At 45.7% G+C, this 21,469-nt stretch carries 17 protein-coding genes, 1 tRNA gene and 3 rRNA genes; 11 read left to right on the forward strand and 10 right to left on the reverse strand.

Features of this window, described 5'->3' with window-relative positions:
• Positions 1–32: 32 nt before the first annotated feature.
• From K5620_RS07870 to rrf, 6 genes are all read left to right on the forward strand, one after another.
• Positions 33–2,033, forward strand: coding sequence for a HAMP domain-containing methyl-accepting chemotaxis protein (locus tag K5620_RS07870; RefSeq protein ID WP_016401161.1), 2,001 nt, complete (start codon positions 33–35; stop codon positions 2,031–2,033).
• A 34-nt stretch (positions 2,034–2,067) separates the two neighbouring features.
• Positions 2,068–2,622 carry a D-glycero-beta-D-manno-heptose 1,7-bisphosphate 7-phosphatase gene (gmhB, locus tag K5620_RS07875; RefSeq protein WP_016401160.1) on the forward strand — a complete coding sequence of 185 codons (555 nt, stop codon included), beginning with the start codon at positions 2,068–2,070 and terminating at the stop codon, positions 2,620–2,622.
• Between the two features lie 482 nt (positions 2,623–3,104).
• Positions 3,105–4,647, forward strand: a 16S ribosomal RNA gene (locus K5620_RS07880).
• Between the two features lie 105 nt (positions 4,648–4,752).
• Positions 4,753–4,828, forward strand: a tRNA-Glu gene (locus K5620_RS07885).
• 240 nt (positions 4,829–5,068) lie between these two features.
• Positions 5,069–7,958, forward strand: a 23S ribosomal RNA gene (locus K5620_RS07890).
• Between the two features lie 110 nt (positions 7,959–8,068).
• Positions 8,069–8,184, forward strand: a 5S ribosomal RNA gene (gene rrf, locus K5620_RS07895).
• Together the 16S, 23S and 5S rRNA genes with 1 tRNA gene alongside form the textbook arrangement of a ribosomal RNA operon.
• 293 nt (positions 8,185–8,477) lie before the next feature.
• Here the strand turns inward: rrf and galU are convergent.
• The 10 genes from galU to K5620_RS07945 all read right to left on the reverse strand — a co-directional run bounded on the left by galU (position 8,478) and on the right by K5620_RS07945 (position 17,479).
• Entirely contained in the window at positions 8,478–9,377 is a 900-nt protein-coding gene (gene galU / locus K5620_RS07900; RefSeq protein ID WP_016400699.1) for a UTP--glucose-1-phosphate uridylyltransferase GalU, read from the reverse strand.
• 169 nt (positions 9,378–9,546) lie between these two features.
• Positions 9,547–9,819: a ComEA family DNA-binding protein gene (locus K5620_RS07905; protein ID WP_016400698.1), complete on the reverse strand. Its 273-nt coding sequence runs from the start codon at positions 9,817–9,819 to the stop codon at positions 9,547–9,549.
• A 124-nt stretch (positions 9,820–9,943) separates the two neighbouring features.
• Entirely contained in the window at positions 9,944–10,243 is a 300-nt protein-coding gene (locus K5620_RS07910) for a YciI family protein (RefSeq protein WP_016400697.1), read from the reverse strand.
• A gap of 4 nt (positions 10,244–10,247) precedes the next feature.
• Positions 10,248–10,808 (reverse strand): septation protein A, encoded by a 561-nt coding sequence (locus K5620_RS07915; RefSeq protein ID WP_016400696.1) that lies wholly within the window; start codon positions 10,806–10,808, stop codon positions 10,248–10,250.
• Positions 10,809–10,878: 70 nt separating this feature from the next.
• Entirely contained in the window at positions 10,879–11,685 is an 807-nt protein-coding gene (trpA, locus tag K5620_RS07920; RefSeq protein ID WP_016400695.1) for a tryptophan synthase subunit alpha, read from the reverse strand.
• Positions 11,685–12,875 carry a tryptophan synthase subunit beta gene (trpB, locus tag K5620_RS07925; RefSeq protein ID WP_016400694.1) on the reverse strand — a complete coding sequence of 397 codons (1,191 nt, stop codon included), beginning with the start codon at positions 12,873–12,875 and terminating at the stop codon, positions 11,685–11,687. The genes trpA and trpB overlap by 1 nt, the downstream gene beginning before the upstream one ends.
• A 51-nt stretch (positions 12,876–12,926) precedes the next feature.
• The gene (trpCF, locus tag K5620_RS07930) at positions 12,927–14,309 is read right to left on the reverse strand and encodes a bifunctional indole-3-glycerol-phosphate synthase TrpC/phosphoribosylanthranilate isomerase TrpF (RefSeq protein WP_016400693.1); all 1,383 of its coding nucleotides are present in this window, start codon (positions 14,307–14,309) and stop codon (positions 12,927–12,929) included.
• Positions 14,306–15,310, reverse strand: coding sequence for an anthranilate phosphoribosyltransferase (gene trpD, locus K5620_RS07935; RefSeq protein ID WP_016400692.1), 1,005 nt, complete (start codon positions 15,308–15,310; stop codon positions 14,306–14,308). The genes trpCF and trpD overlap by 4 nt, the downstream gene beginning before the upstream one ends.
• Complete coding sequence (locus K5620_RS07940; protein ID WP_016400691.1) at positions 15,310–15,906, reverse strand: aminodeoxychorismate/anthranilate synthase component II; 597 nt, start codon at positions 15,904–15,906, stop codon at positions 15,310–15,312. The genes trpD and K5620_RS07940 overlap by 1 nt, the downstream gene beginning before the upstream one ends.
• A complete protein-coding gene (locus K5620_RS07945) occupies positions 15,896–17,479 on the reverse strand; it encodes an anthranilate synthase component 1 (RefSeq protein ID WP_016400690.1) in 1,584 nt (527 codons plus the stop codon). The genes K5620_RS07940 and K5620_RS07945 overlap by 11 nt, the downstream gene beginning before the upstream one ends.
• Positions 17,480–17,721: 242 nt before the next feature.
• Here K5620_RS07945 and rnm point away from each other — a divergent pair, with 242 nt between their 5' ends.
• From rnm to rluB, 5 genes are read left to right on the forward strand one after another with little or no spacing between them, the layout of a single operon-like run.
• Positions 17,722–18,564 carry an RNase RNM gene (gene rnm / locus K5620_RS07950; protein WP_016400688.1) on the forward strand — a complete coding sequence of 281 codons (843 nt, stop codon included), beginning with the start codon at positions 17,722–17,724 and terminating at the stop codon, positions 18,562–18,564.
• A gap of 23 nt (positions 18,565–18,587) precedes the next feature.
• Positions 18,588–19,208 carry an L-threonylcarbamoyladenylate synthase gene (locus K5620_RS07955; protein WP_016400687.1) on the forward strand — a complete coding sequence of 207 codons (621 nt, stop codon included), beginning with the start codon at positions 18,588–18,590 and terminating at the stop codon, positions 19,206–19,208.
• Positions 19,208–20,026 carry a segregation and condensation protein A gene (locus K5620_RS07960; RefSeq protein WP_016400686.1) on the forward strand — a complete coding sequence of 273 codons (819 nt, stop codon included), beginning with the start codon at positions 19,208–19,210 and terminating at the stop codon, positions 20,024–20,026. Before K5620_RS07955 ends, K5620_RS07960 begins: the two co-directional genes overlap by 1 nt.
• On the forward strand, positions 20,019–20,570 hold the full coding sequence (scpB, locus tag K5620_RS07965; protein ID WP_016400685.1) for an SMC-Scp complex subunit ScpB: 552 nt from the start codon (positions 20,019–20,021) through the stop codon (positions 20,568–20,570). Before K5620_RS07960 ends, scpB begins: the two co-directional genes overlap by 8 nt.
• 26 nt (positions 20,571–20,596) lie before the next feature.
• Entirely contained in the window at positions 20,597–21,457 is an 861-nt protein-coding gene (gene rluB / locus K5620_RS07970; RefSeq protein WP_040306893.1) for a 23S rRNA pseudouridine(2605) synthase RluB, read from the forward strand.
• The last annotated feature ends 12 nt before the right edge of the window (positions 21,458–21,469 follow it).

Consider the following 21,469-nt stretch of genomic DNA (forward strand, 5'->3'; position numbering starts at 1 on the left):
AGCATCGTTTTTTGTGGAAAGGAGTTATCTTCGTGTCTATCTCGAATAAGCTGTTATCGGCTTTTGGTTTCGTTGCTATTTTGATGTTTTGTTCCGCCGTTATCGTGTTTATTCAACTAGATAAAATTGCTCAAAAAGAGCGGCAAATAGTTGAAGTTAGTGTTCCTGTAGTTGCCCAAAGCAAAGAAATTGAGCGACACCTTCAGCAATCGCTAAGTGCTCTTCGAGCTTACCTCATTCATGGCGCCGACAAACAACGTGCGGAGCATTTTCAAAACCTATTTGAACAGTCTTGGCTCAACATTGACTTGGCCGTAGAGCAAATTCAATTGTTAAGCGATATAGCGGTTCCAGAGCAAACCTTAACTAGTTTTTTAGCCTTGAAAGAACTGCAGCAACAAATTATCAAAATTTCCAATAGCGAAGATAACCTACCTGCACACGCTTTATTGCTGTTTGATATTGCCCCCTTAGCTGAAGAAGCGATGAACCAGGTTTCTAGCGCTGTCACCGAAGAAATTTCTCAACCCGGCTTATATAGCCCCAAAAAACGGGTACGTTTGTTAGCAGATATGAGCGAAGCGCGTAATGAACTGGCCAATGCACTTACTAGCTTGCGTAGTTTTATTATTACTGGCGATAAATATGAACAAGAGAAATATCAAGAGTATTTTGCCAGGCATAAACAGCGGGTAGCCGATGTAGAGGCCGCAAATAATTTATTTACCGAAGAACAAGCTCGGTTGTGGCAACAGTTTGTCGAGTTAGTTGATATTTTTGTTCCCTTAGTCGATGAAATGTTTGTGATACGAGCTGCACCTGACTGGAATATTGCCAACCACCGTATGGCCAATGAAGTTATTCCCTTAGTGGCTGATATTGAACTGCAACTTAATGACTGGAATATGCAGCAGCAAAATGTGTTAGTGAGCCACCAACAGGACCTAGAGCGTCTAGGCGAGCAAGTTGTGCTGGTGGTATTTGCTGGTGCTGCTATTGCCGCTTTATTAGGTGGCTTGGTGGTGCTTTGGTTAACTCGTCAAATTAAATCCAACCTGGCTCTAGTTAATCAGCGAGCAATGCAAATAGCTAACGGAAACCTTTCGCAACCGGCGTTAAAGGTTAGCGCTAAAGACGAGGTAGGGCAGCTTACTGGCTCCATTAATGCGATGGCAGAACAGCTAAAAGGATTAATAACAGAGGTTAATCAAACTGCTGCAGATGTGAGTCAAAGCAGTGTGAAGGTCTTTGATAAGAGCTCGGGCATTGGCAGCGCTCTAGATGAACAGCGTTCGAAAGTTGACTCAGCTGCTACTGCTATTGAAGAGATGTCTGTAGCAGCCAGAGAAATAGCGCAAAACACTTCTCAAGCTGCTGACCATGCAAGAGATTGCGGAGATGTAGCAAGCGAAGGTGGGCAAGTGGTGACAGATACCATTTCCATTATGCAAAAAATCGAAGGTTCTGTAAGTGATAGTAATCAGCACATCGCTAAGTTAAACCTGGCGGGTGAAGAGGTAGAAAAGATTACCGATGTAATCGCTGGTATCGCTGAACAAACCAACTTGTTAGCGCTAAATGCAGCTATTGAAGCAGCTCGTGCTGGCGAGCAAGGGCGTGGTTTTGCTGTAGTTGCTGATGAGGTGCGTAGCTTGGCTAGCCGAACTAGCCAATCCACAGAAGAGATTGCTCGAATTATCAACCAAATTCGTAGCCTAACTGAAGCGGCTAATCAGAGTATGTCAAAAAGTACCGAACTGGTTTCTAGCGGCCGCAATGTGGTTAATAAGGCAGGAGATGCGTTGCATCAAGTGATCGACACTACTCAAGGTGTTACCGAAATGGTTACCGCGATTGCAGCAGCCACCGAGGAACAATCTGCAGTGGCCTCCGATGTGGCGGCAACACTGGAAACAATTGCCCTCATTGCTCAAGATTCAGTGAGTGAAGCGCAATCTAGTGTACATGATGCAAAGTCGTTAGAAGAAAAATCCAATCAACTCAAGCAACAAATTCAACGCTTTGTATTGTAGAATGAGCCCTTAACTGACCGAGTAAAGAAAATTAATGAAACAAGCTGCAGTGTTTTTGGACCGAGATGGAGTTATCAACCACGATCGGGCCTATGTATCCCAAGTTGATGACTTTGAGTTTATCGACGGCGCTATTGAGGCGATGCAAAAACTCAAAGAAGCTGGTTGGTTGCTTGTGGTTGTAACTAATCAAGCGGGTATTGCGCGTGGCTACTTTAGTGAAGAGCAGTTCTTGAGCCTAACCGAATGGATGGACTGGTCGCTTGCTGATCGCGGCGTCGACTTAGATGGTATCTACTACTGTCCTCATCATAGCGAATACGGTGATGAAAATTACCGCCAAGATTGTAACTGTCGCAAACCTAAACCAGGTATGTTGCTAGAAGCCGCAGCAGAACTAGATATTGATCTAGAAAAGTCTTGGTTAGTCGGGGATAAAGCTTCAGATATCTTGGCCGCCCAAAATGCCGGAGTGCCAAATAGGTTGTTGGTAAGTGGTCAGTACGATGTGAGCGAACAAGATAAAGCCTTAGCGACTGCTACGATTTCGTCTCTAGCTGAAGCGGCCAAGTATATCCTAAAGGGCTAGATCAATTTTCTTCCTTTTATCTTCACTTTCTAGTAACTCTTAGGGGATAGATTTATGCAAATAAGCTATCCTTTTAAAGCTTTGTTGTTCACTATCTGAACACTTAACCGTGTTTCTGTGATTTTCTTCAAAAAACGCTTGCGCCGCGGGAATCGATCCCTATAATGCACCTCCACTGACACGGCACGCAGCGCGCTAAAGCAAAGCAAGGCTACGTCAGGGTTAGCAAGGCCTAGGGCTAAGTTAGCCGGCTCTCAAACTTCTTTTTAAAATGTTTTAAAAAGCGGTTGACAGCCACAGAGGAAAGCGTAGAATGCGCACCTCGCTTCGATTGAGAAGCAACGCTCTTTAACAATTTATCAAGCAATCTGTGTGAGCACTCACAGGACCTTAAGCGAAAAAATTAAGCTTAAGTGAACTGGAGTCTTGCACTGTAAAACACAGTAATAATTTCAGTTTTTAACTTTGAGCGAAAAAACTTTTGATTGAAGAGTTTGATCATGGCTCAGATTGAACGCTGGCGGCAGGCTTAACACATGCAAGTCGAGCGGTAACATTTCTAGCTTGCTAGAAGATGACGAGCGGCGGACGGGTGAGTAATGCTTGGGAATATGCCTTTACGTGGGGGACAACAGTTGGAAACGACTGCTAATACCGCATAATGTCTTCGGACCAAAGGAGGGGATGCTTCGGCACCTTTCGCGTAAAGATTAGCCCAAGTGGGATTAGCTAGTTGGTAAGGTAATGGCTTACCAAGGCGACGATCCCTAGCTGGTTTGAGAGGATGATCAGCCACACTGGGACTGAGACACGGCCCAGACTCCTACGGGAGGCAGCAGTGGGGAATATTGCACAATGGGCGAAAGCCTGATGCAGCCATGCCGCGTGTGTGAAGAAGGCCTTCGGGTTGTAAAGCACTTTCAGTCGTGAGGAAGGGGTAGTAATTAATACTTGCTATCTTTGACGTTAGCGACAGAAGAAGGACCGGCTAACTCCGTGCCAGCAGCCGCGGTAATACGGAGGGTCCGAGCGTTAATCGGAATTACTGGGCGTAAAGCGTACGCAGGCGGCTTGTTAAGCCAGATGTGAAATCCCCGGGCTCAACCTGGGAATGGCATTTGGAACTGGCAAGCTAGAGTTTTGTAGAGGGTGGTAGAATTTCAGGTGTAGCGGTGAAATGCGTAGAGATCTGAAGGAATACCAGTGGCGAAGGCGGCCACCTGGACAAAAACTGACGCTCATGTACGAAAGCGTGGGGAGCAAACAGGATTAGATACCCTGGTAGTCCACGCCGTAAACGATGTCTACTAGTTGTCTGTGAGTTTAACTCGTGGGTAACGCAGCTAACGCATTAAGTAGACCGCCTGGGGAGTACGGCCGCAAGGTTAAAACTCAAATGAATTGACGGGGGCCCGCACAAGCGGTGGAGCATGTGGTTTAATTCGATGCAACGCGAAGAACCTTACCTGCCCTTGACATACTGAGAATTTACCAGAGATGGTTTAGTGCCTTCGGGAACTCAGATACAGGTGCTGCATGGCTGTCGTCAGCTCGTGTCGTGAGATGTTGGGTTAAGTCCCGCAACGAGCGCAACCCCTATCCTTATTTGCCAGCACGTAATGGTGGGAACTCTAGGGAGACTGCCGGTGATAAACCGGAGGAAGGTGGGGACGACGTCAAGTCATCATGGCCCTTACGGGCAGGGCTACACACGTGCTACAATGGCATGTACAGAGGGATGCGAACTCGCGAGAGCAAGCGGACCCCAAAAAGCATGTCGTAGTCCGGATCGGAGTCTGCAACTCGACTCCGTGAAGTCGGAATCGCTAGTAATCGTAGATCAGAATGCTACGGTGAATACGTTCCCGGGCCTTGTACACACCGCCCGTCACACCATGGGAGTGGGCTGCAAAAGAAGTGGGTAGTTTAACCTTCGGGAGGACGCTCACCACTTTGTGGTTCATGACTGGGGTGAAGTCGTAACAAGGTAGCCCTAGGGGAACCTGGGGCTGGATCACCTCCTTATTATGATGCTTAGGTTTTGTGACGTGTTCACACAGATTGCTTGATGAAAAAGAAAAGAGAGAAGTTCTAGTGTGGTGTAGAACCAACGAGAACAGCTACTGCAGTGTCCCGTTCGTCTAGAGGCCTAGGACACCGCCCTTTCACGGCGGTAACAGGGGTTCAAATCCCCTACGGGATACCATTCTCTCTCTTGGTTTGAGAATACAAAGCTAAGCATTTGTTTATACAGTGCTTAGCTTTGGTTTCTAAGGAACCAATTGCTCTTTAACAATTTGGAAAAGCTGATAAAAAATATCTCAAGAATATGAGTTTAATAACAAGTGTTCTTGGTATTCAAAAATAAGGTGATCGTACTCGAATGGCAGGATTTATACAGCCTGACCATTCAAGTGATTTAAGCGACAACATTTAGGTGTTGTATGGTTAAGTGACTAAGCGTATACGGTGGATGCCTTGGCAGTCAGAGGCGATGAAGGACGTGTTAATCTGCGATAAGCCATGTTAAGTCGATAAAAGACGTAATAGACATGGATTTCCGAATGGGGAAACCCACTGCATTTTATGCAGTATCGTAACGTGAATACATAGCGTTGCGAGGCGAACCCGGGGAACTGAAACATCTAAGTACCCGGAGGAAAAGAAATCAACCGAGATTCTGGTAGTAGCGGCGAGCGAACCCGGATTAGCCCTTAAGCTTTTAGGTGATTAGTGGAACATTCTGGAAAGGATGGCGATACAGGGTGATAGCCCCGTACATGAAAATCTACTTTAAGTGAAATCGAGTAGGACGGCACACGTGATATGTTGTCTGAATATGGGGGGACCATCCTCCAAGGCTAAATACTCCTGACTGACCGATAGTGAACCAGTACCGTGAGGGAAAGGCGAAAAGAACCCCTGTGAGGGGAGTGAAATAGAACCTGAAACCGTATACGTACAAGCAGTGGGAGCCCCTTCGTGGGGTGACTGCGTACCTTTTGTATAATGGGTCAACGACTTAATTTCAGTAGCAAGGTTAAGCGAATAGCGGAGCCGTAGGGAAACCGAGTGTTAACTGCGCGCATAGTTGCTGGGATTAGACCCGAAACCCGGTGATCTAGCCATGGGCAGGTTGAAGATTGGGTAACACCAATTGGAGGACCGAACCGACTAATGTTGAAAAATTAGCGGATGACTTGTGGCTGGGGGTGAAAGGCCAATCAAACCGGGAGATAGCTGGTTCTCCTCGAAAGCTATTTAGGTAGCGCCTCGAGCGAATACTGATGGGGGTAGAGCACTGTTAAGGCTAGGGGGTCATCCCGACTTACCAACCCTTTGCAAACTCCGAATACCATCAAGTACTACTCGGGAGACACACGGCGGGTGCTAACGTCCGTCGTGGAAAGGGAAACAACCCAGACCGTCAGCTAAGGTCCCAAAGTGTATGTTAAGTGGGAAACGATGTGGGAAGGCTTAGACAGCCAGGATGTTGGCTTAGAAGCAGCCATCATTTAAAGAAAGCGTAATAGCTCACTGGTCGAGTCGGCCTGCGCGGAAGATGTAACGGGGCTAAACATACCACCGAAGCTACGGGAGCATGCTTGCATGCTCGGTAGAGGAGCGTTCTGTAAGCCGTTGAAGGTGAATCGTAAGGTTTGCTGGAGGTATCAGAAGTGCGAATGTTGACATGAGTAACGATAAAGGGGGTGAAAAGCCCCCTCGCCGAAAGACCAAGGTTTCCTGTCCAATGTTAATCAGGGCAGGGTGAGTCGGCCCCTAAGGCGAGACTGAAAAGTGTAGTCGATGGGAAACAGGTTAATATTCCTGTACTTCGTATAATTGCGATGGGAGGACGGAGAAGGCTAGGCCAGCGTGGCGATGGTTGTCCACGTGAAAGGCAGTAGGCGGTAAACTTAGGCAAATCCGGGTTTACATTACGCTGAGAGTTGATGACGAGTGTCTACGGACACGAAGTGGTTGATGCCCTGCTTCCAGGAAAAGTCTCTAAGCTTCAGATTATACGAAACCGTACCCCAAACCGACACAGGTGGTTGGGTAGAGAATACCAAGGCGCTTGAGAGAACTCGGGTGAAGGAACTAGGCAAAATGGTACCGTAACTTCGGGAGAAGGTACGCTCTTGATGGTGATGGGACTTGCTCCCTAAGCTGCTGAGAGTCGCAGATACCAGTTGGCTGCAACTGTTTATTAAAAACACAGCACTGTGCTAAATCGAAAGATGACGTATACGGTGTGACGCCTGCCCGGTGCCGGAAGGTTAATTGATGTGGTTAGCGTTCGCGCGAAGCTATTGATCGAAGCCCCGGTAAACGGCGGCCGTAACTATAACGGTCCTAAGGTAGCGAAATTCCTTGTCGGGTAAGTTCCGACCTGCACGAATGGCGTAATGATGGCCAAGCTGTCTCCACCCGAGACTCAGTGAAATTGAAATTGCCGTGAAGATGCGGTGTACCCGCGGCTAGACGGAAAGACCCCGTGAACCTTTACTACAGCTTGACACTGAACATTGACCCTACATGTGTAGGATAGGTGGGAGGCTTTGAAGCGTTGTCGCTAGATGACGTGGAGCCGACCTTGAAATACCACCCTTGTAGTGTTGATGTTCTAACGTTGGTCCCTTATCGGGATTGCGGACAGTGTCTGGTGGGTAGTTTGACTGGGGCGGTCTCCTCCCAAAGAGTAACGGAGGAGCACGAAGGTTGGCTAAGTATGGTCGGACATCATACGGTTAGTGCAATGGCATAAGCCAGCTTAACTGCGAGACAGACACGTCGAGCAGGTACGAAAGTAGGTCATAGTGATCCGGTGGTTCTGTATGGAAGGGCCATCGCTCAACGGATAAAAGGTACTCCGGGGATAACAGGCTGATACCGCCCAAGAGTTCATATCGACGGCGGTGTTTGGCACCTCGATGTCGGCTCATCACATCCTGGGGCTGAAGTCGGTCCCAAGGGTATGGCTGTTCGCCATTTAAAGTGGTACGCGAGCTGGGTTTAGAACGTCGTGAGACAGTTCGGTCCCTATCTGCCGTGGGCGTTTGAGAATTGAGGGGAGCTGCTCCTAGTACGAGAGGACCGGAGTGGACGAACCGCTGGTGTTTGGGTTGTTATGCCAATAGCATTGCCCAGTAGCTACGTTCGGAACTGATAACCGCTGAAAGCATCTAAGCGGGAAGCAGGCCTCGAGATTAATTCTCACTAGGACTTTAAGTCCTCTGAAGGGCCGTTGGAGACTACAACGTTGATAGGCAAGGTGTGTAAGTGCTGTGAGGCATTGAGCTAACTTGTACTAATTACCCGTGAGGCTTAACCATACAACACCTAAAGGGTGTTGCTTATAGATACTTTATTTAGAAACCATGAATACTTGTTAGTGCTCATGAGGTATTTCAGCTTTTTCGAATGTTAAAGACAACAGTTTTTGCCTGGTGGCAATAGCGTTGTGGACCCACCTGACTCCATGCCGAACTCAGAAGTGAAACGCAACTGCGCCGATGATAGTGTGGGGCTTCCCCATGTGAAAGTAGGTCACCGCCAGGCTCCTATACTAAGCCCTCGTCTAACGACGAGGGCTTTTTTATTGCCTGCGATTTAGTCTCACAAAAGTCTTCCAGATATACCCACACTCAAACCTCAGTCGTTTCATCAACAGCGCTAACCTAGCGCATCACAAACATCGCCCTCTTGCACATACAAGGTTGACCAGTAATTACGCTTGGCGTGTTGCTTGGTGAGATTGCTTAAGTGGAAAAAGCTTCTAGCTAATTAGGAGACTGTCAATTAAAAAGCCTGTTTGTCAAACAGGCTTTTTAATTGAGAAAGTGATTTTAGGTTTACTTGAGCTTCAGCTCAGACAAGTATTTCTTGAATCGGTCTCTTAGCTCTGGGTGGCGTAAGCCAAATTCAACGATGGCTTTCATATAGCCAAACTTACTACCACAGTCATGGCTTTTTCCTACCATGTAGTATGCCTGAGTAGTTTCTTTCTTCATTAAACTAGCAATGGCATCAGTTAATTGAATTTCATCTCCGGCACCAGGAGGGGTTCTTGCGAGCTCTTTCCAGATTTTAGCTGATAATACATAACGGCCCACAACAGCAAGATTAGAAGGAGCATCCTCAACAGCGGGTTTTTCTACAGAACCTACCATGTCTGCTGAATTTCCGGGTTTAAGCTCGCTGCCGTTGATGTCTACAATACCAAACTTGCTAACATCTTCCTGAGCTACTGCTTCAACCATTACTTGGCTAGAGCCTGTTTGGTTAAACTTCGCCACCATGTCTGCCAAATTTTCAATGCGAAGGTCTGAGGTTGAATCATCTAGTACTACATCTGGAAGAAGCACGGCAAAAGGCTCGTCGCCAATAAGAGGGTGGGCACATAGAATTGCGTGACCTAGACCTTTTGCAACACCTTGTCGTACATGCATGATGGTAACGTTTTTAGGACAAATAGAGCGCACTTCATTAAGCAATTGACGCTTTACCCGTTTCTCTAATGTTGCTTCTAGTTCGAAGCTAGTGTCAAAATGGTTTTCTATTGAGTTCTTACTAGAGTGGGTTACTAAAATGATCTCTTTAATGCCTGCAGATATTGCTTCTTGAACAACATATTGAATTAGCGGCTTGTCTACAATGGGTAACATCTCTTTAGGGATGGCCTTGGTGGCGGGTAGCATTCTTGTTCCTAGTCCTGCTACCGGTAGTACCGCTTTTCGTACTTGTTGGGTCATTTTCAGTCTCTTGAAAAAGTAAGGTTAAATGCCCGTGCACTGTAACACGCCAAAATGACATTTTAAATTGAGATGTTTGCGAATAGACATTCTTGTGATAATTCTTTGAAGTGGAGAAGCCATCGCCCTCGCGGTGGTAGCGAGCTACGGACGATGTTAGGTGGGTAACTTAGTCTACGTAGATTCGGTCTTTGTTATCGAGGTAAATCTTTTCACCAATGCCTGGCACTAGCACAATTTGTTCAATGTTCTTGAAGTTACCGTGTTGCTGGCGGTACTGAACAATCGCTGTTGATTTCGACTCACCTACGCCTTTTAAAGAATCTAGTTGTTCTGCGTTGGCAGTATTTAAGTTGATTGGTGTTACATTTTTATTAGCTAAGGCTGGTTGTATATTGATTAAACTAAATACGAGCACCAGTGCCAGCTTAAGTAATTTCATGGTTTATTCTCCTTTTTGATAAAACCATGAATAACAGTAGAGGATAAGTTTTATATGCGAATCACTCATTTGGGCTAAATTGTGACACTAAAATGACAAATGGGCGATAGCTCGCCCAATTAGATTAAGGAAGTACTTTTTTGAAGGGCTTTACACTTACCTTTTCGTAAACGCCTGCAGCCACATAAGGGTCTGCATCTGCCCAGGCTTTTGCATCTTCTAAGCTTGAAAACTCTGCTATTACTGTAGAGCCTGAGAAGCCTGCTTCTGCTGGGTCATCAGCATCAATAGCGGGCATTGGGCCGGCAACTAGTAATCGCCCTTCGCTGAGTAAAGCGTTTAAACGCTCTAAGTGTGCTGGTCGCGCTTGTTTGCGTTTATCTAAACTATTAGCCACATCTTCTGCATAGATTACATACCACATGCTATTAATCCTTTTTCTCTGTGAGTGATTCTTTTTGTTCTTTAGGTAAGTGTTTGTATAAGTAAACGACTGTGCCTACTGTAAACACCAAGGTTAAGCCGAGTAGGCCAAACACCTTAAAATTGACCCAAAATTCTTCTGAGAAACTGAATGCGATATAGAGGTTTAGTGTTCCGCAAGCGATGAAAAAAAGTGCCCATGAGACATTCACTTTTGACCAAATATCGTCTGGCAGCGTCATTTCTTTGCCCAGCATCTTTTTGATCAGTGGGTTACCAAATGCAAACTGACTCACTAACAGCACTAAACCAAAGATCCAGTTAATAACGGTAGGTTTCCATTTAATAAAGTTATCGTCGCGCAGGATTAGAGTTAAGCCACCAAAGACCAATATAAGAACAAAGGAGATGAGATGCATTTTCTCAACTTTTTTGTTTTTAATATATGAAATTAGCAATAAGACCGCAGTTGATATCATTAACGCAAGAGTTGCAGCATATATGTCTTTTAAGTAATAGGCTGCCAAAAAAATAACTAAAGGGATAAACTCGAAAAATTGTTTCATAGTTCCTCAGCGTAAGCTGTTAATAAAAAAGCCGCTAGAAAGCGGCTTTTGATAGTAGCAAGATCTTTAACTAAACGGTAGCCGCTTTCATGTCACTGGCAAATTGCTTGAGTGTTACAAGCATTTGCGCTTTGTCTTCAAGGTTGTTTTCGATGATCTTAACTACGGCTGAGCCCGATATCGCACCAGCTGCGCCAGCTTCAATGGTTTCTTTAACCTGTTGAGGAGTTGCGATGCCAAAACCCAGTAAAGCTGGCGGCGCATTATGTTGCTTAAGTTTGTTTAACAACTCTCCCACCGGTGCGCCTGCTTTGGTTTCTGTACCGGTAACGCCTGCTCGGCTAACAAGGTAGGTGTAACCTTGTCCGTACTCGGCCACTTTGGCTAAAGTCGCTTCATCGGCGTTTGGTGGTGCAATAAAGATGCTTTGCAAGCCATGCTTATCAGCAGCTTCTCTAAAAGGCGCTGACTCACGAATCGGCACATCTGCAACCAGCACCGAGTCTACGCCTGCAGCCGCAAGCTTTTGATAGAAAGAATCAATGCCGGTTGAATATACGAGGTTAGCGTATAACAACAGACCAATAGGTACCTCTGGATGTTTTTCACGAATAGCACTTAGCATTTCTAAACATTTAGGAGGGGTAACATCAGCTGCTAATGCGCGAACGTTAGCTCCTTGAATGGTAGGGCCGTCAGCTACTGGATCAGAGAAAGGGATACCCAACTCTAAAGCATCCGCACCACCTTCAACTAAGGCATCAACAATGGCTAGAGATTGCTCTAAATTGGGATCGCCAAGTGTTACAAAGGGAACGAAGGCGCCTTGTTTTTCGCTTGTTAGACGTTCAAATAGATTAGCGTAACGTTGCGTCATTATAAGCTTCCTCTTTGTTCGAATATTTCGGCTACGGTAAAGATGTCTTTGTCGCCACGCCCCGATAGGTTTACCAACAATATCTGTTCTTTGTCTTTATCTTGCTTAGCGAGTTTTAGCGCGTAAGCCAGCGCGTGAGCAGACTCTAGAGCGGGAATAATACCTTCACTCTCAGCTAGAGTTTGGAATGCGTCCAAGGCTTCTTCATCGGTAGCTGATTCATAATCTGCTCTGCCGATTGAATTCAAATAAGCATGCTGCGGGCCTACTGATGGAAAATCTAAGCCAGCTGAAATTGAATAAGACTCTTCAATTTGACCATTTTGGTCTTGCATCAATAACGAATGCATACCAAAAAACATACCTTTGCGGCCATGTTTAAGTGGAGCGCCATGTTGGTCGGTATCAATACCTTTACCCGCAGGTTCTACGCCAATTAGTTTTACATCTTCTTCTTTGATGAAGTCTGCAAACATGCCGATTGCGTTAGAGCCACCGCCCACACATGCAATTACCGCATCAGGCAAGCGACCTTCGGTCTCAAGAATCTGCTGTTTGGCTTCTTCGCCAATCATTTTCTGGAATTCGCGAACAATGGTTGGGAATGGGTGAGGGCCGGCTGCTGTACCTAATAAGTAGTGAGCGCTGTCATAACTGGCTGCCCAGTCACGCAAGGCTTCGTTACACGCGTCTTTTAGGGTAGAAGAGCCGCTGTGTACTGGGATAACTTCTGCACCCATTAGCTTCATTCTGAACACGTTAGGCTTTTGGCGTTCACAGTCAATTGCGCCCATGTAAACACGGCACTTTAGACCAAGTAAGGCACACGCTAAGGCGGTCGCTACGCCATGTTGGCCAGCACCGGTTTCAGCAATAATTTCTTTCTTACCCATGCGTTTTGCTAATAGGGCTTGGCCTAACACTTGGTTGGTTTTATGTGCACCACCATGTAATAAGTCTTCACGCTTTAGGTAAATTTTGGTTTTAGTACCCGCAGTTAAATTGCGGCACAAGGTTAGAGGTGTTGGTCTGCCAGCATATTCGCTTAATAGCCCGTTGAACTCTTCAATAAAGCTAGGGTCTTCTTGGGCGTCGATAAAGGCTTGTTCTAGCTGGTCGAGCGCTGGCACTAAAATTTGTGGTACAAACTGCCCGCCAAACTCGCCGAAATATGAATTTAGTTTACTCATTGTTGACTCTTATTCGTTAAAAATGGTTAACGCTTACTAATCTGTTTGAGACTAGTACTGTCTAATTTGTTCAAACGCAGCATTAACTTTTGCTGGGTCTTTTACCCCTGGCGCTTGTTCTACACCGGAGTTTAAATCTAAGCCTGCAGCGGCGTAGGCTAGCGCATCTTGAATGTTACTTGGGCTTATGCCGCCTGCTAGCATCGCACCATGACTGTGCTCACCTAATAGTTGCCAATCGAAGGTTTGCCCTGTACCGCCGCATTGGCCGGCGACTTTGCTATCAAATAATATTTTGTCTGCGTTGCTTGGCGCTTCTGGTAATGCCTCACTCACGCCAAGCGCTTTCCATACAAGGCTGCTGTTAAGTTTTTCTTTTAGCTGCTTGATGAATTGCTCGTCTTCATCACCATGCAATTGCACTGCATGAAGTTTAAGTTGATTGGCAATATTGGCCACTTCTTCAACCGAGCTATTTACAAATACACCCACAAAATTAAGTGGTGCCGCTTGGCTGAGTTTTTCTGCTTGCGCTAGGTTTACGCAGCGCGGCGACTTTTCGGCGAAAATTAATCCGCCGTATACTGCGCCCGCTTGATAAACCGTTTTAACATCTTGCTCGCGTGTTAAGCCGCATACTTTGTTTTCACCAAGTATGAGTTTACGACAAGCCATGTCTACATCATCTTGGCTCATTAGTGAGCTACCTACTAAAAAGCCGTTGGCGTATTTGGCTAGCTCACGCACTTGTTGGTGCTGATAAATGCCTGATTCTGAAATGATGATGCGATCTTCAGGAATTTGTTTGGCCAGCTCTGGTGTTCTATCTAAGGTAATCGATAAGTCACGCAAGTTGCGGTTGTTAATACCGATGACTTTGGCATTTAGATCAATAGCGCGCTCAAGCTCTTGTTGGTTACTCACTTCAGTAAGTACGCCCATATTTAGCTTGTGGGCTACTTCAGCCAGCAAGCGATACTCGTTGTCATCGAGAACCGATAACATTAGCAAGATGGCATCAGCTTTGTGATAACGGGCTAGATAGATTTGGTACTCGTCAATGAAGAAGTCTTTACATAACACTGGTTGCTCAACTTGCTCTCTAACCTGAGTTACATAGTCAAACTCACCTTGAAAGTATTTGGTATCAGTGAGCACCGAAATGGCCGCAGCATAGTTTTTATATACGCCGGCAATTAGGTCTAAGTCGAACTCCGGGCGAATCAAGCCTTTAGATGGAGAAGCCTTTTTACATTCAAGAATAAACTTAGCGGGTGAGCCTGATAGCGCATCATAAAAACTACGTTCCGTGGGCTCAACCTGATCGATAAAGCTTGCTAGTGCTTGGCTTTGCATACGCTCTGCTAACCAAATTTCTTTGTCAGCCACAATTTTATCTAGAATGGTGGCTTGTTTTGTTTCTGCTTGGCTCACTGACTCATCTCCGCCAATTGGTTTGCTAGGGTTAGTGGACGACCAGAGGCCATTTCATCTAAGGCCATTTTAACGCCTTGAGCAACATCATCAGCTTTACCTGCAAGCTTAAGTAACAAGGCAACATTAACTGCAACAGCTGCTTGTTGTGCTGGTGTCGCGGTGCCTTGCAATAACTGTAAAGTGATGGCTTTGTTTTCTTCAGGAGTGCCACCTTTAATGGCATCTAGATCGGCTTGCTCAACACCAAAATCAGCTGGGCTTAAGCTATATTCGGTAATCTTGTCGCCGTTAATCTCCGCAATTTGAGTTTCACCATGAATGGCTACTTCGTCTAAGCCAGCACCGTGAACCACCATGGCTTTTTTCATACCTAACTGTTGCAAGGTATGCGCAATGGGCGAAATGAGCGCGGGGTTATAAACGCCCATCACTTCCATACTTGGATGAGCTGGGTTAATTAGCGGACCTAGTACATTAAAGATGGTGCGGGTTTTTAAGGTTTGGCGCACCGGCATGGCGTGGCGTACACCTGCGTGGTATTGCGGTGCAAACAAAAAGCACAGGCCCAATTCATCTAAACATTTGCGCGCGGTATCTGGGGTCATTTGAATGTTAATTCCCAAAGCGGCCAATAAGTCTGAAGAGCCCGACTTGCTCGATACACTGCGGTTACCGTGCTTGGCTACCTTAACCCCTAAGCTTGCTGCAACAAACGCAGAGGTGGTTGAGATATTAATGGTGTTGTGGCCATCACCGCCGGTGCCAACAATATCCGCAAAATCATAATCGGGGCTTGGAAAAGGCGCCGCATTCGCTAATAAAGCTTTGGCTGCTCCAGCGATTTCTTGGGGTTGCTCGCCTTTAACCTTTAGTGCAGTGAGCAATGAAGATAAAACGATAGGCTCAACTTCACCCTGAATCACCTGACTAAATACCTGCTGTGCTTGTTCAATGCTTAAGTCTTTTCCTTGATATAGCTGCTCTAAAATAGCCTGCATTACGCTTGCTCCTTTTGGGTGGCCCAGTCTAGGCTGCGGGCTAATAGTGTTGCCCCTTCGCTGGTTAAAATGGATTCGGGGTGGAATTGAAACCCAACAATCTTGTCTTGTTCGTTGATTATCGCCATTGGCATGTTTTGATAATGAGCATTCACCACAACCCCATCTGGCATTGTAGTGGCTACTAACGAGTGGTAGCGCGCTACTGGCAGAGGATTGCTTAAACCTTCAAACATAAGGCGGTTGTCGTGCTCAATCGCCGACGATTTACCATGAACAATTTCATCTGCTTTACCCACCACACCACCGTAGCTTTCTACTAGTGCTTGGTGGCCAAGGCAGATTCCAATAATAGGTACTTCGCCTTTACATAAATCGATAAGCTCTAACATACAGCCCGCTTGTTGTGGGTTACCAGGACCTGGTGATAAAACCAATACTGGCGGAGTAGGGCTATTATCAATATGTTGTTTAATCTCTTTAGCACTTAAGTGGTTACGGTAAATGCTAACCTCTAAGCCTTGACTACGAAACTGATCAACAAGGTTGTAAGTGAACGAGTCAAAGTTGTCTAACAAAAATACACTATGCGTCATCACTAACATCCTTCAAAGTAGAACCGTGAGCGCGGGCAATGGCATTTAGCACCGCAGCTGCTTTGTTGCGAGTTTCATCGGCTTCGGCTTGAGGCTGTGAATCATACACCACACCAGCTCCAGCTTGAACATGCGCGACCTTATCTTTAACAAAAGCAGAACGAATAACGATACAGCTATCCATGTCGCCGTTACCTGCAAGGTAACCAACTGCGCCACCATAACTGCCACGGCGCTGCTGTTCTACTTGGCGAATTAACTCTGAAGCGCGAATTTTGGGTGCGCCAACAAGAGTACCCATGTTCATGCACGCTTGATAAGCGTGAAGTGCGTCTAGGTCATTACGTAAGGTACCTACTACGCGCGATACTAAGTGCATTACGTGGCTGTAGCGGTCTACTTTTAGCAAATCAGCTACATGGCGAGTGCCAGGCTCACTGATGCGAGCGACATCATTACGAGCTAAATCAACCAACATAATATGTTCTGCGGTTTCTTTTTTATCTAGGCGTAGCTCAAGCTCTAGGCGGCCGTCTAAATCTTGGTTAATCGAACCATCGGCGTTAAAGCCGCGTTTACGCGTGCCGGCAATCGGGTAAATTTCTACATCTCGGCTATCAGAGGAGTATTTAATTGCACTCTCAGGAGAGGCGCCAAACAATACAAATTCACTGTCTTGCAGGTAGAACATGTAAGGGCTTGGGTTGGTAATTTTTAATTCGCGGTAAGCGGCGAGGCTATCAGGGCAAGAGAGTTTAAAACTGCGAGATGGAACTACTTGAAAAATGTCACCTTGGCGAATGTAGTCTTTCATGGTTTCTACATTCTGGCAGAAGTCTCGGTCGCTAATGTCAGCTTCAATCTTCCCTTGGTAATCACTAAAATCTGGCTGCGCTTGTTGGTGATTTTTATGCTCACATAATTCTACTAAGTGGGCTAAACGCTGATTTATTCTAGCTTGCTCACTTTCATTATATACCGAGCCAATTAAGTGAGTCACTTGTTCTTGGTGGTCTATTAGTAGCAATGTTTCGGCGAGGTAAAACTGGTAGTCGGGGCAAATGTTGGTGCTTTCGGCGACGTCTTGTAGTTGCTCAAAGCTGGCGATGAAATCATAGGCAAATACACCGCCGATAAAAACGCCTTTATCATGAGAGGCTAGCTCACCGTAAAGTGTGGTTATTAAACGTAAGGCATCAACAGGAGAGCTCGCTTTTAAACGAGAATCCTCATCCAAATTAGCGGCTGGGAGTGGGTAATCTAAAACCAGTTGAGTTGCACTATGTTCGGTGATTAAGCTGTTGTCACTGTGTTCTACAACCGCCGAGATAACCGCTTCACCATTGAGTGATACCGCAGTAAACGTCACTTGACGACCTTTACAAGTGATCTTTAAGGCTGCATCGGCCAAAATTAAACTTTGTAAGTTTTCTTTGCTGTCTATTTCGCAAGATTCTAGCAAAACATTGTGTTGACTCTCTTTGCAAAGCTCTTGATACAAGCTTAGTGGGTCAAGCACGTAGCTAGCATCAATTAAGTTGTTGCTTAGCTGCACCCTAGGGTGATTACTCATGGTTCGTTACTCCTCGTTAAGGCCGTAGCGCAAATATAAAAAAAGCCCGCATTAAGCGGGCTTTTTGTTGTTCTGTTCAATGTATTGGAAATACAACAACTCACACCCGTTTATTTCGGAGTGCGCCACCACCAAGATTTGTTGGTAAGAAGAAAAGTTGTCATGCTTATTCCTAGTCATTTTGATAGACTAAGTTAACTGTAAATGACATCACCAAGTCAAGAAAAAATTTAGGAAATTTAATGCGATTTGATTTGCATTGCCATACTACTGCCTCGGATGGTGGCTTAAGCCCAACTGAAATAGTAATGCGTGCCGAAAACATGCAAGTCGACGTGTTGGCTATTACCGACCACGACACCACAGCTGGCATTGCAGAAGCAAAAGCTAATGCGAAGCATGTGCAAATTATCACTGGCACTGAAATCTCTACTGCTTGGCATGCTTTTGATATTCATATTGTAGGCTTGAATATTGACGTGACGTCTACAGAATTACAAAGACACTTAGCTGAGCAACGAGACAAGCGAGAAGTTCGCGCTCAAGAAATGAGTCGCCGTTTAGCAAAAGCCGGTATCAATGATGTGTACAGTGATGCAAAACAATTGGCAGGTACAGCCCCGATAACCCGTTCCCATTTTGCCAAGGTATTGGTGGAACGTGGTATAGCAGCTAACTTTAATAAAGTATTTGATAAGTATTTAAGCCGTGGCAATACCGGTTATGTGCCTAATAATTGGATGAGCATGGGCGATGCTATAGAGATTATTCACCAAGCGGGCGGCGTTGCTGTATTGGCTCACCCAACTCATTATGATTTGTCGAATAAATGGGTGCGTAAGTTGTTAGCCGAGTTTGCCGAATTGGGCGGCGACGGCGTAGAAGTGGCAATGCCGCAAATGTCTAAAGACCAATTACTGTGGCTAGCTGATTTAGCCGAACAAAATGGATTACGTGCTTCTCAAGGCTCTGATTTTCATCATCCCTCTCCTTGGCGTGAATTAGGTAGAGGCTTACAATTACCAGAAAAGTGCCAAGCTATTTGGCAGTTGTGGCCTGGCTTCTCTCCTGAATCCAATCGCTAGGCCCATTAATCGCAGGGACAGTTATGAGTCAGTTTTTCTATGTACACCCCGACAACCCTCAACAGCGCTTGATGAACCAAGCGGCTAATCATATTCAACAGGGCGGGGTGGTGATCTACCCAACCGATTCAGGTTATGCCATTGGTTGCCATATTGGTGATAAAGCCGCATTAGAGCGCATTTGCCGTATTCGTCAGTTAGATAAAAACCACCATTTTACTTTAATGTGTCGCGATTTATCTGAGCTCTCGGAATATGCGCGAGTGGGTAACCAAGCTTATCGCTTGTTACGCAACAATACCCCAGGACCATATACCTTTATTTTTAAAGGTACCAAGGAAGTGCCACGTCGCTTACTCAACCCTAAACGTAAAACCATAGGTATTCGAGTTCCCGACAACAAAATTGCATTGGCGATGCTGGAAGCTCTTGGTGAGCCACTAATGTCATCGAGCTTAATTTTGCCGGGCAATGACTACACCGAATCTGATCCGGAACAAATACGCGACCTATTGGAACACCAAGTAGATTTAATTGTTAACGGTGGCTATTTAGGCGAGCAGCCTACTACTGTTATTGATCTTTCAGAAGATGAGCCAGAGATATTGCGCAGTGGCTCCGGTGATACGAGCCCATTTGAATAATGTCTGAACAGGCTTCTCCTACTCAGCAATTAACTCTAGCCAGCGTAAATGGTGAGCCTTGGCTAGACATGCCGGAGGATTTGTTTATTCCGCCGGATGCCATGGAAGTGATTCTGGAGCAGTTTGAGGGGCCATTGGATTTATTATTGTATTTAATCCGTAAACAGAAGTTGGATATTGAACACTTACCAGTATTAGCCATCACCCAGCAATATATGGAATATATTGAAGCAATGCGAATGCTCAAATTAGAGCTCGCAGCAGAGTATTTGGTAATGGCAGCGCTGTTAACCGAAATTAAATCGCGCAGCTTGCTACCAGTACAAGAGCACGAACAAGTTGAGGAAGATCCAAGGGCTGAGCTTATTCGGCGTCTTCAAGAGTATGAATTATATAAAGACGCTACCGAAAAAGTAGATAGTCTACCAAGACAGCAACGAGATACTTACACAGCTACCATCAACCGCCCTCAAGATATGCCAATCAATGTTATTTACCCAGAAGTGACGATGGATGAGTTGATTCAAGCTATGCGGGGTATTGCTCAGCGAGTGGCTAACTTTGAACATCATGAAATTAAGCGTGAAAAACTGTCTACTCGGCAAAGGATGAGCGATATATTGGCCAAGTTACAACAACACCAGTTTGTCGAATTTAGTCAGTTGTTTTCCTTATCTGAAGGTCGTAGCGGTTTAGTGGTAAGTTTTTTGGCAATACTTGAGTTAGTCAAAGAAGGTTATATCAAGTGTGTGCAAAGTCAGCCTCTGCAGCCTATTCAAGTATTATTAGTTGATGCGGAGATCTCTGAGCATGGCTAAACCCAATTTAGTTAAGTTAGTTGAAGCCGCTTTGTTTGTTGCTGGCAGACCGCTCAGCGTTAAAGAGCTGCAAGCCACGGTGTTGGCAGATGTAGGATTAGCTAAAGCACAAGTGAATATGGTGCTTGAAGAGTTGTCTTTGCGTTATCAAGATTCGGGTATTGAGTTGGCCGAAACCGCATCCGGGTTTCAATTTAGAGCGCGCCAAGAATATGCGCCACAATTAGCCAACTTATGGGCTGAAAAAGCCCCGAAATTTAGCCGAGCAATGTTAGAAACACTCACTTTAATTGCTTATCGCCAGCCAATTACTCGCGGTGAGATCGAAGCGATTAGGGGAGTGGCCGTGAGCAGCCATATCATAAGTGTATTGAGAGAGCGCAATTGGATCCGCAGCGTCGGACATAAAGAAATTCCCGGCCGTCCTACCTTATTTGCAACTACAACAAGCTTCTTAGATTACTTTGGTTTGAAAGATCTGGCCGATTTGCCAGAATTAGATCAATCTTTACTTGAAAAACTGCCGCAAGACTTTCAGACTTAGCGCACTTTACCACCCGGATAAGAAATATGAGTGAAAAACTTCAAAAAGTCCTGGCCCGCAGCGGTTTAGGCTCACGTCGTGAGATGGAAGCTGTAATTGACGCAGGGAGAGTAAGCGTAGATGGGAGTATTGCCACTTTAGGTGATCGCATCGAAGAAGGGGTTGAAGTAAGGGTGGATGGCCGCATCATCGACATCCAAAAAGTCGAAGACACCATTTGTCGTGTATTGGCGTACCATAAGTCGGAAGGTGAAATCTGTTCTCGCAATGACCCAGAAGGGCGAGAAACCGTATTTGACCGTTTACCACGTTTGCAACATGGTCGCTGGATTGCGGTAGGTCGATTAGATATCAATACCTCTGGTTTATTGTTATTTACTACCGATGGCGAGTTGGCTAACCGTTTGATGCATCCAAGTTTCGAAGTTGAGCGAGAATACGCGGTGCGGGTATTTGGTGATGTAGATGACGAAGTAATTCGTAACTTACGCACCGGTGTTGAATTAGAAGATGGCCGTGCTGCATTTACCACGGTTAAGCGCCAAGGCGGCGAGGGTATTAATCAGTGGTACTCCGTGACACTAAGCGAGGGTCGTAATCGCGAAGTGCGCAGAATGTGGGAATCTCAAGGCATGCAAGTGAGCCGTTTGATTCGGGTTCGTTATGGGCTTATTCCTTTACCTAAAGGTTTACCACGCAGCGGCTGGCAAGAAATGCCCTTAGATCAGGTAAACTACTTGCGTAAGTTGGTACAGCTAAATAAAGAAGAGAATACGATTATCAAGGTTGAAGATCGTGTTCGTAGTACTCAGCGTATTAGAAAGTCTGTGCGTAAACACCGCTCTCGCACGCAAAGCCAAGCGGCAAAAAGAAGGCGTTTAAAATAGCCCTTTAGCCAA

Origin of the sequence: Agarivorans albus, from assembly GCF_019670105.1 — a bacterium.
Classification (GTDB): Bacteria; Pseudomonadota; Gammaproteobacteria; order Enterobacterales; family Celerinatantimonadaceae; genus Agarivorans; species Agarivorans albus.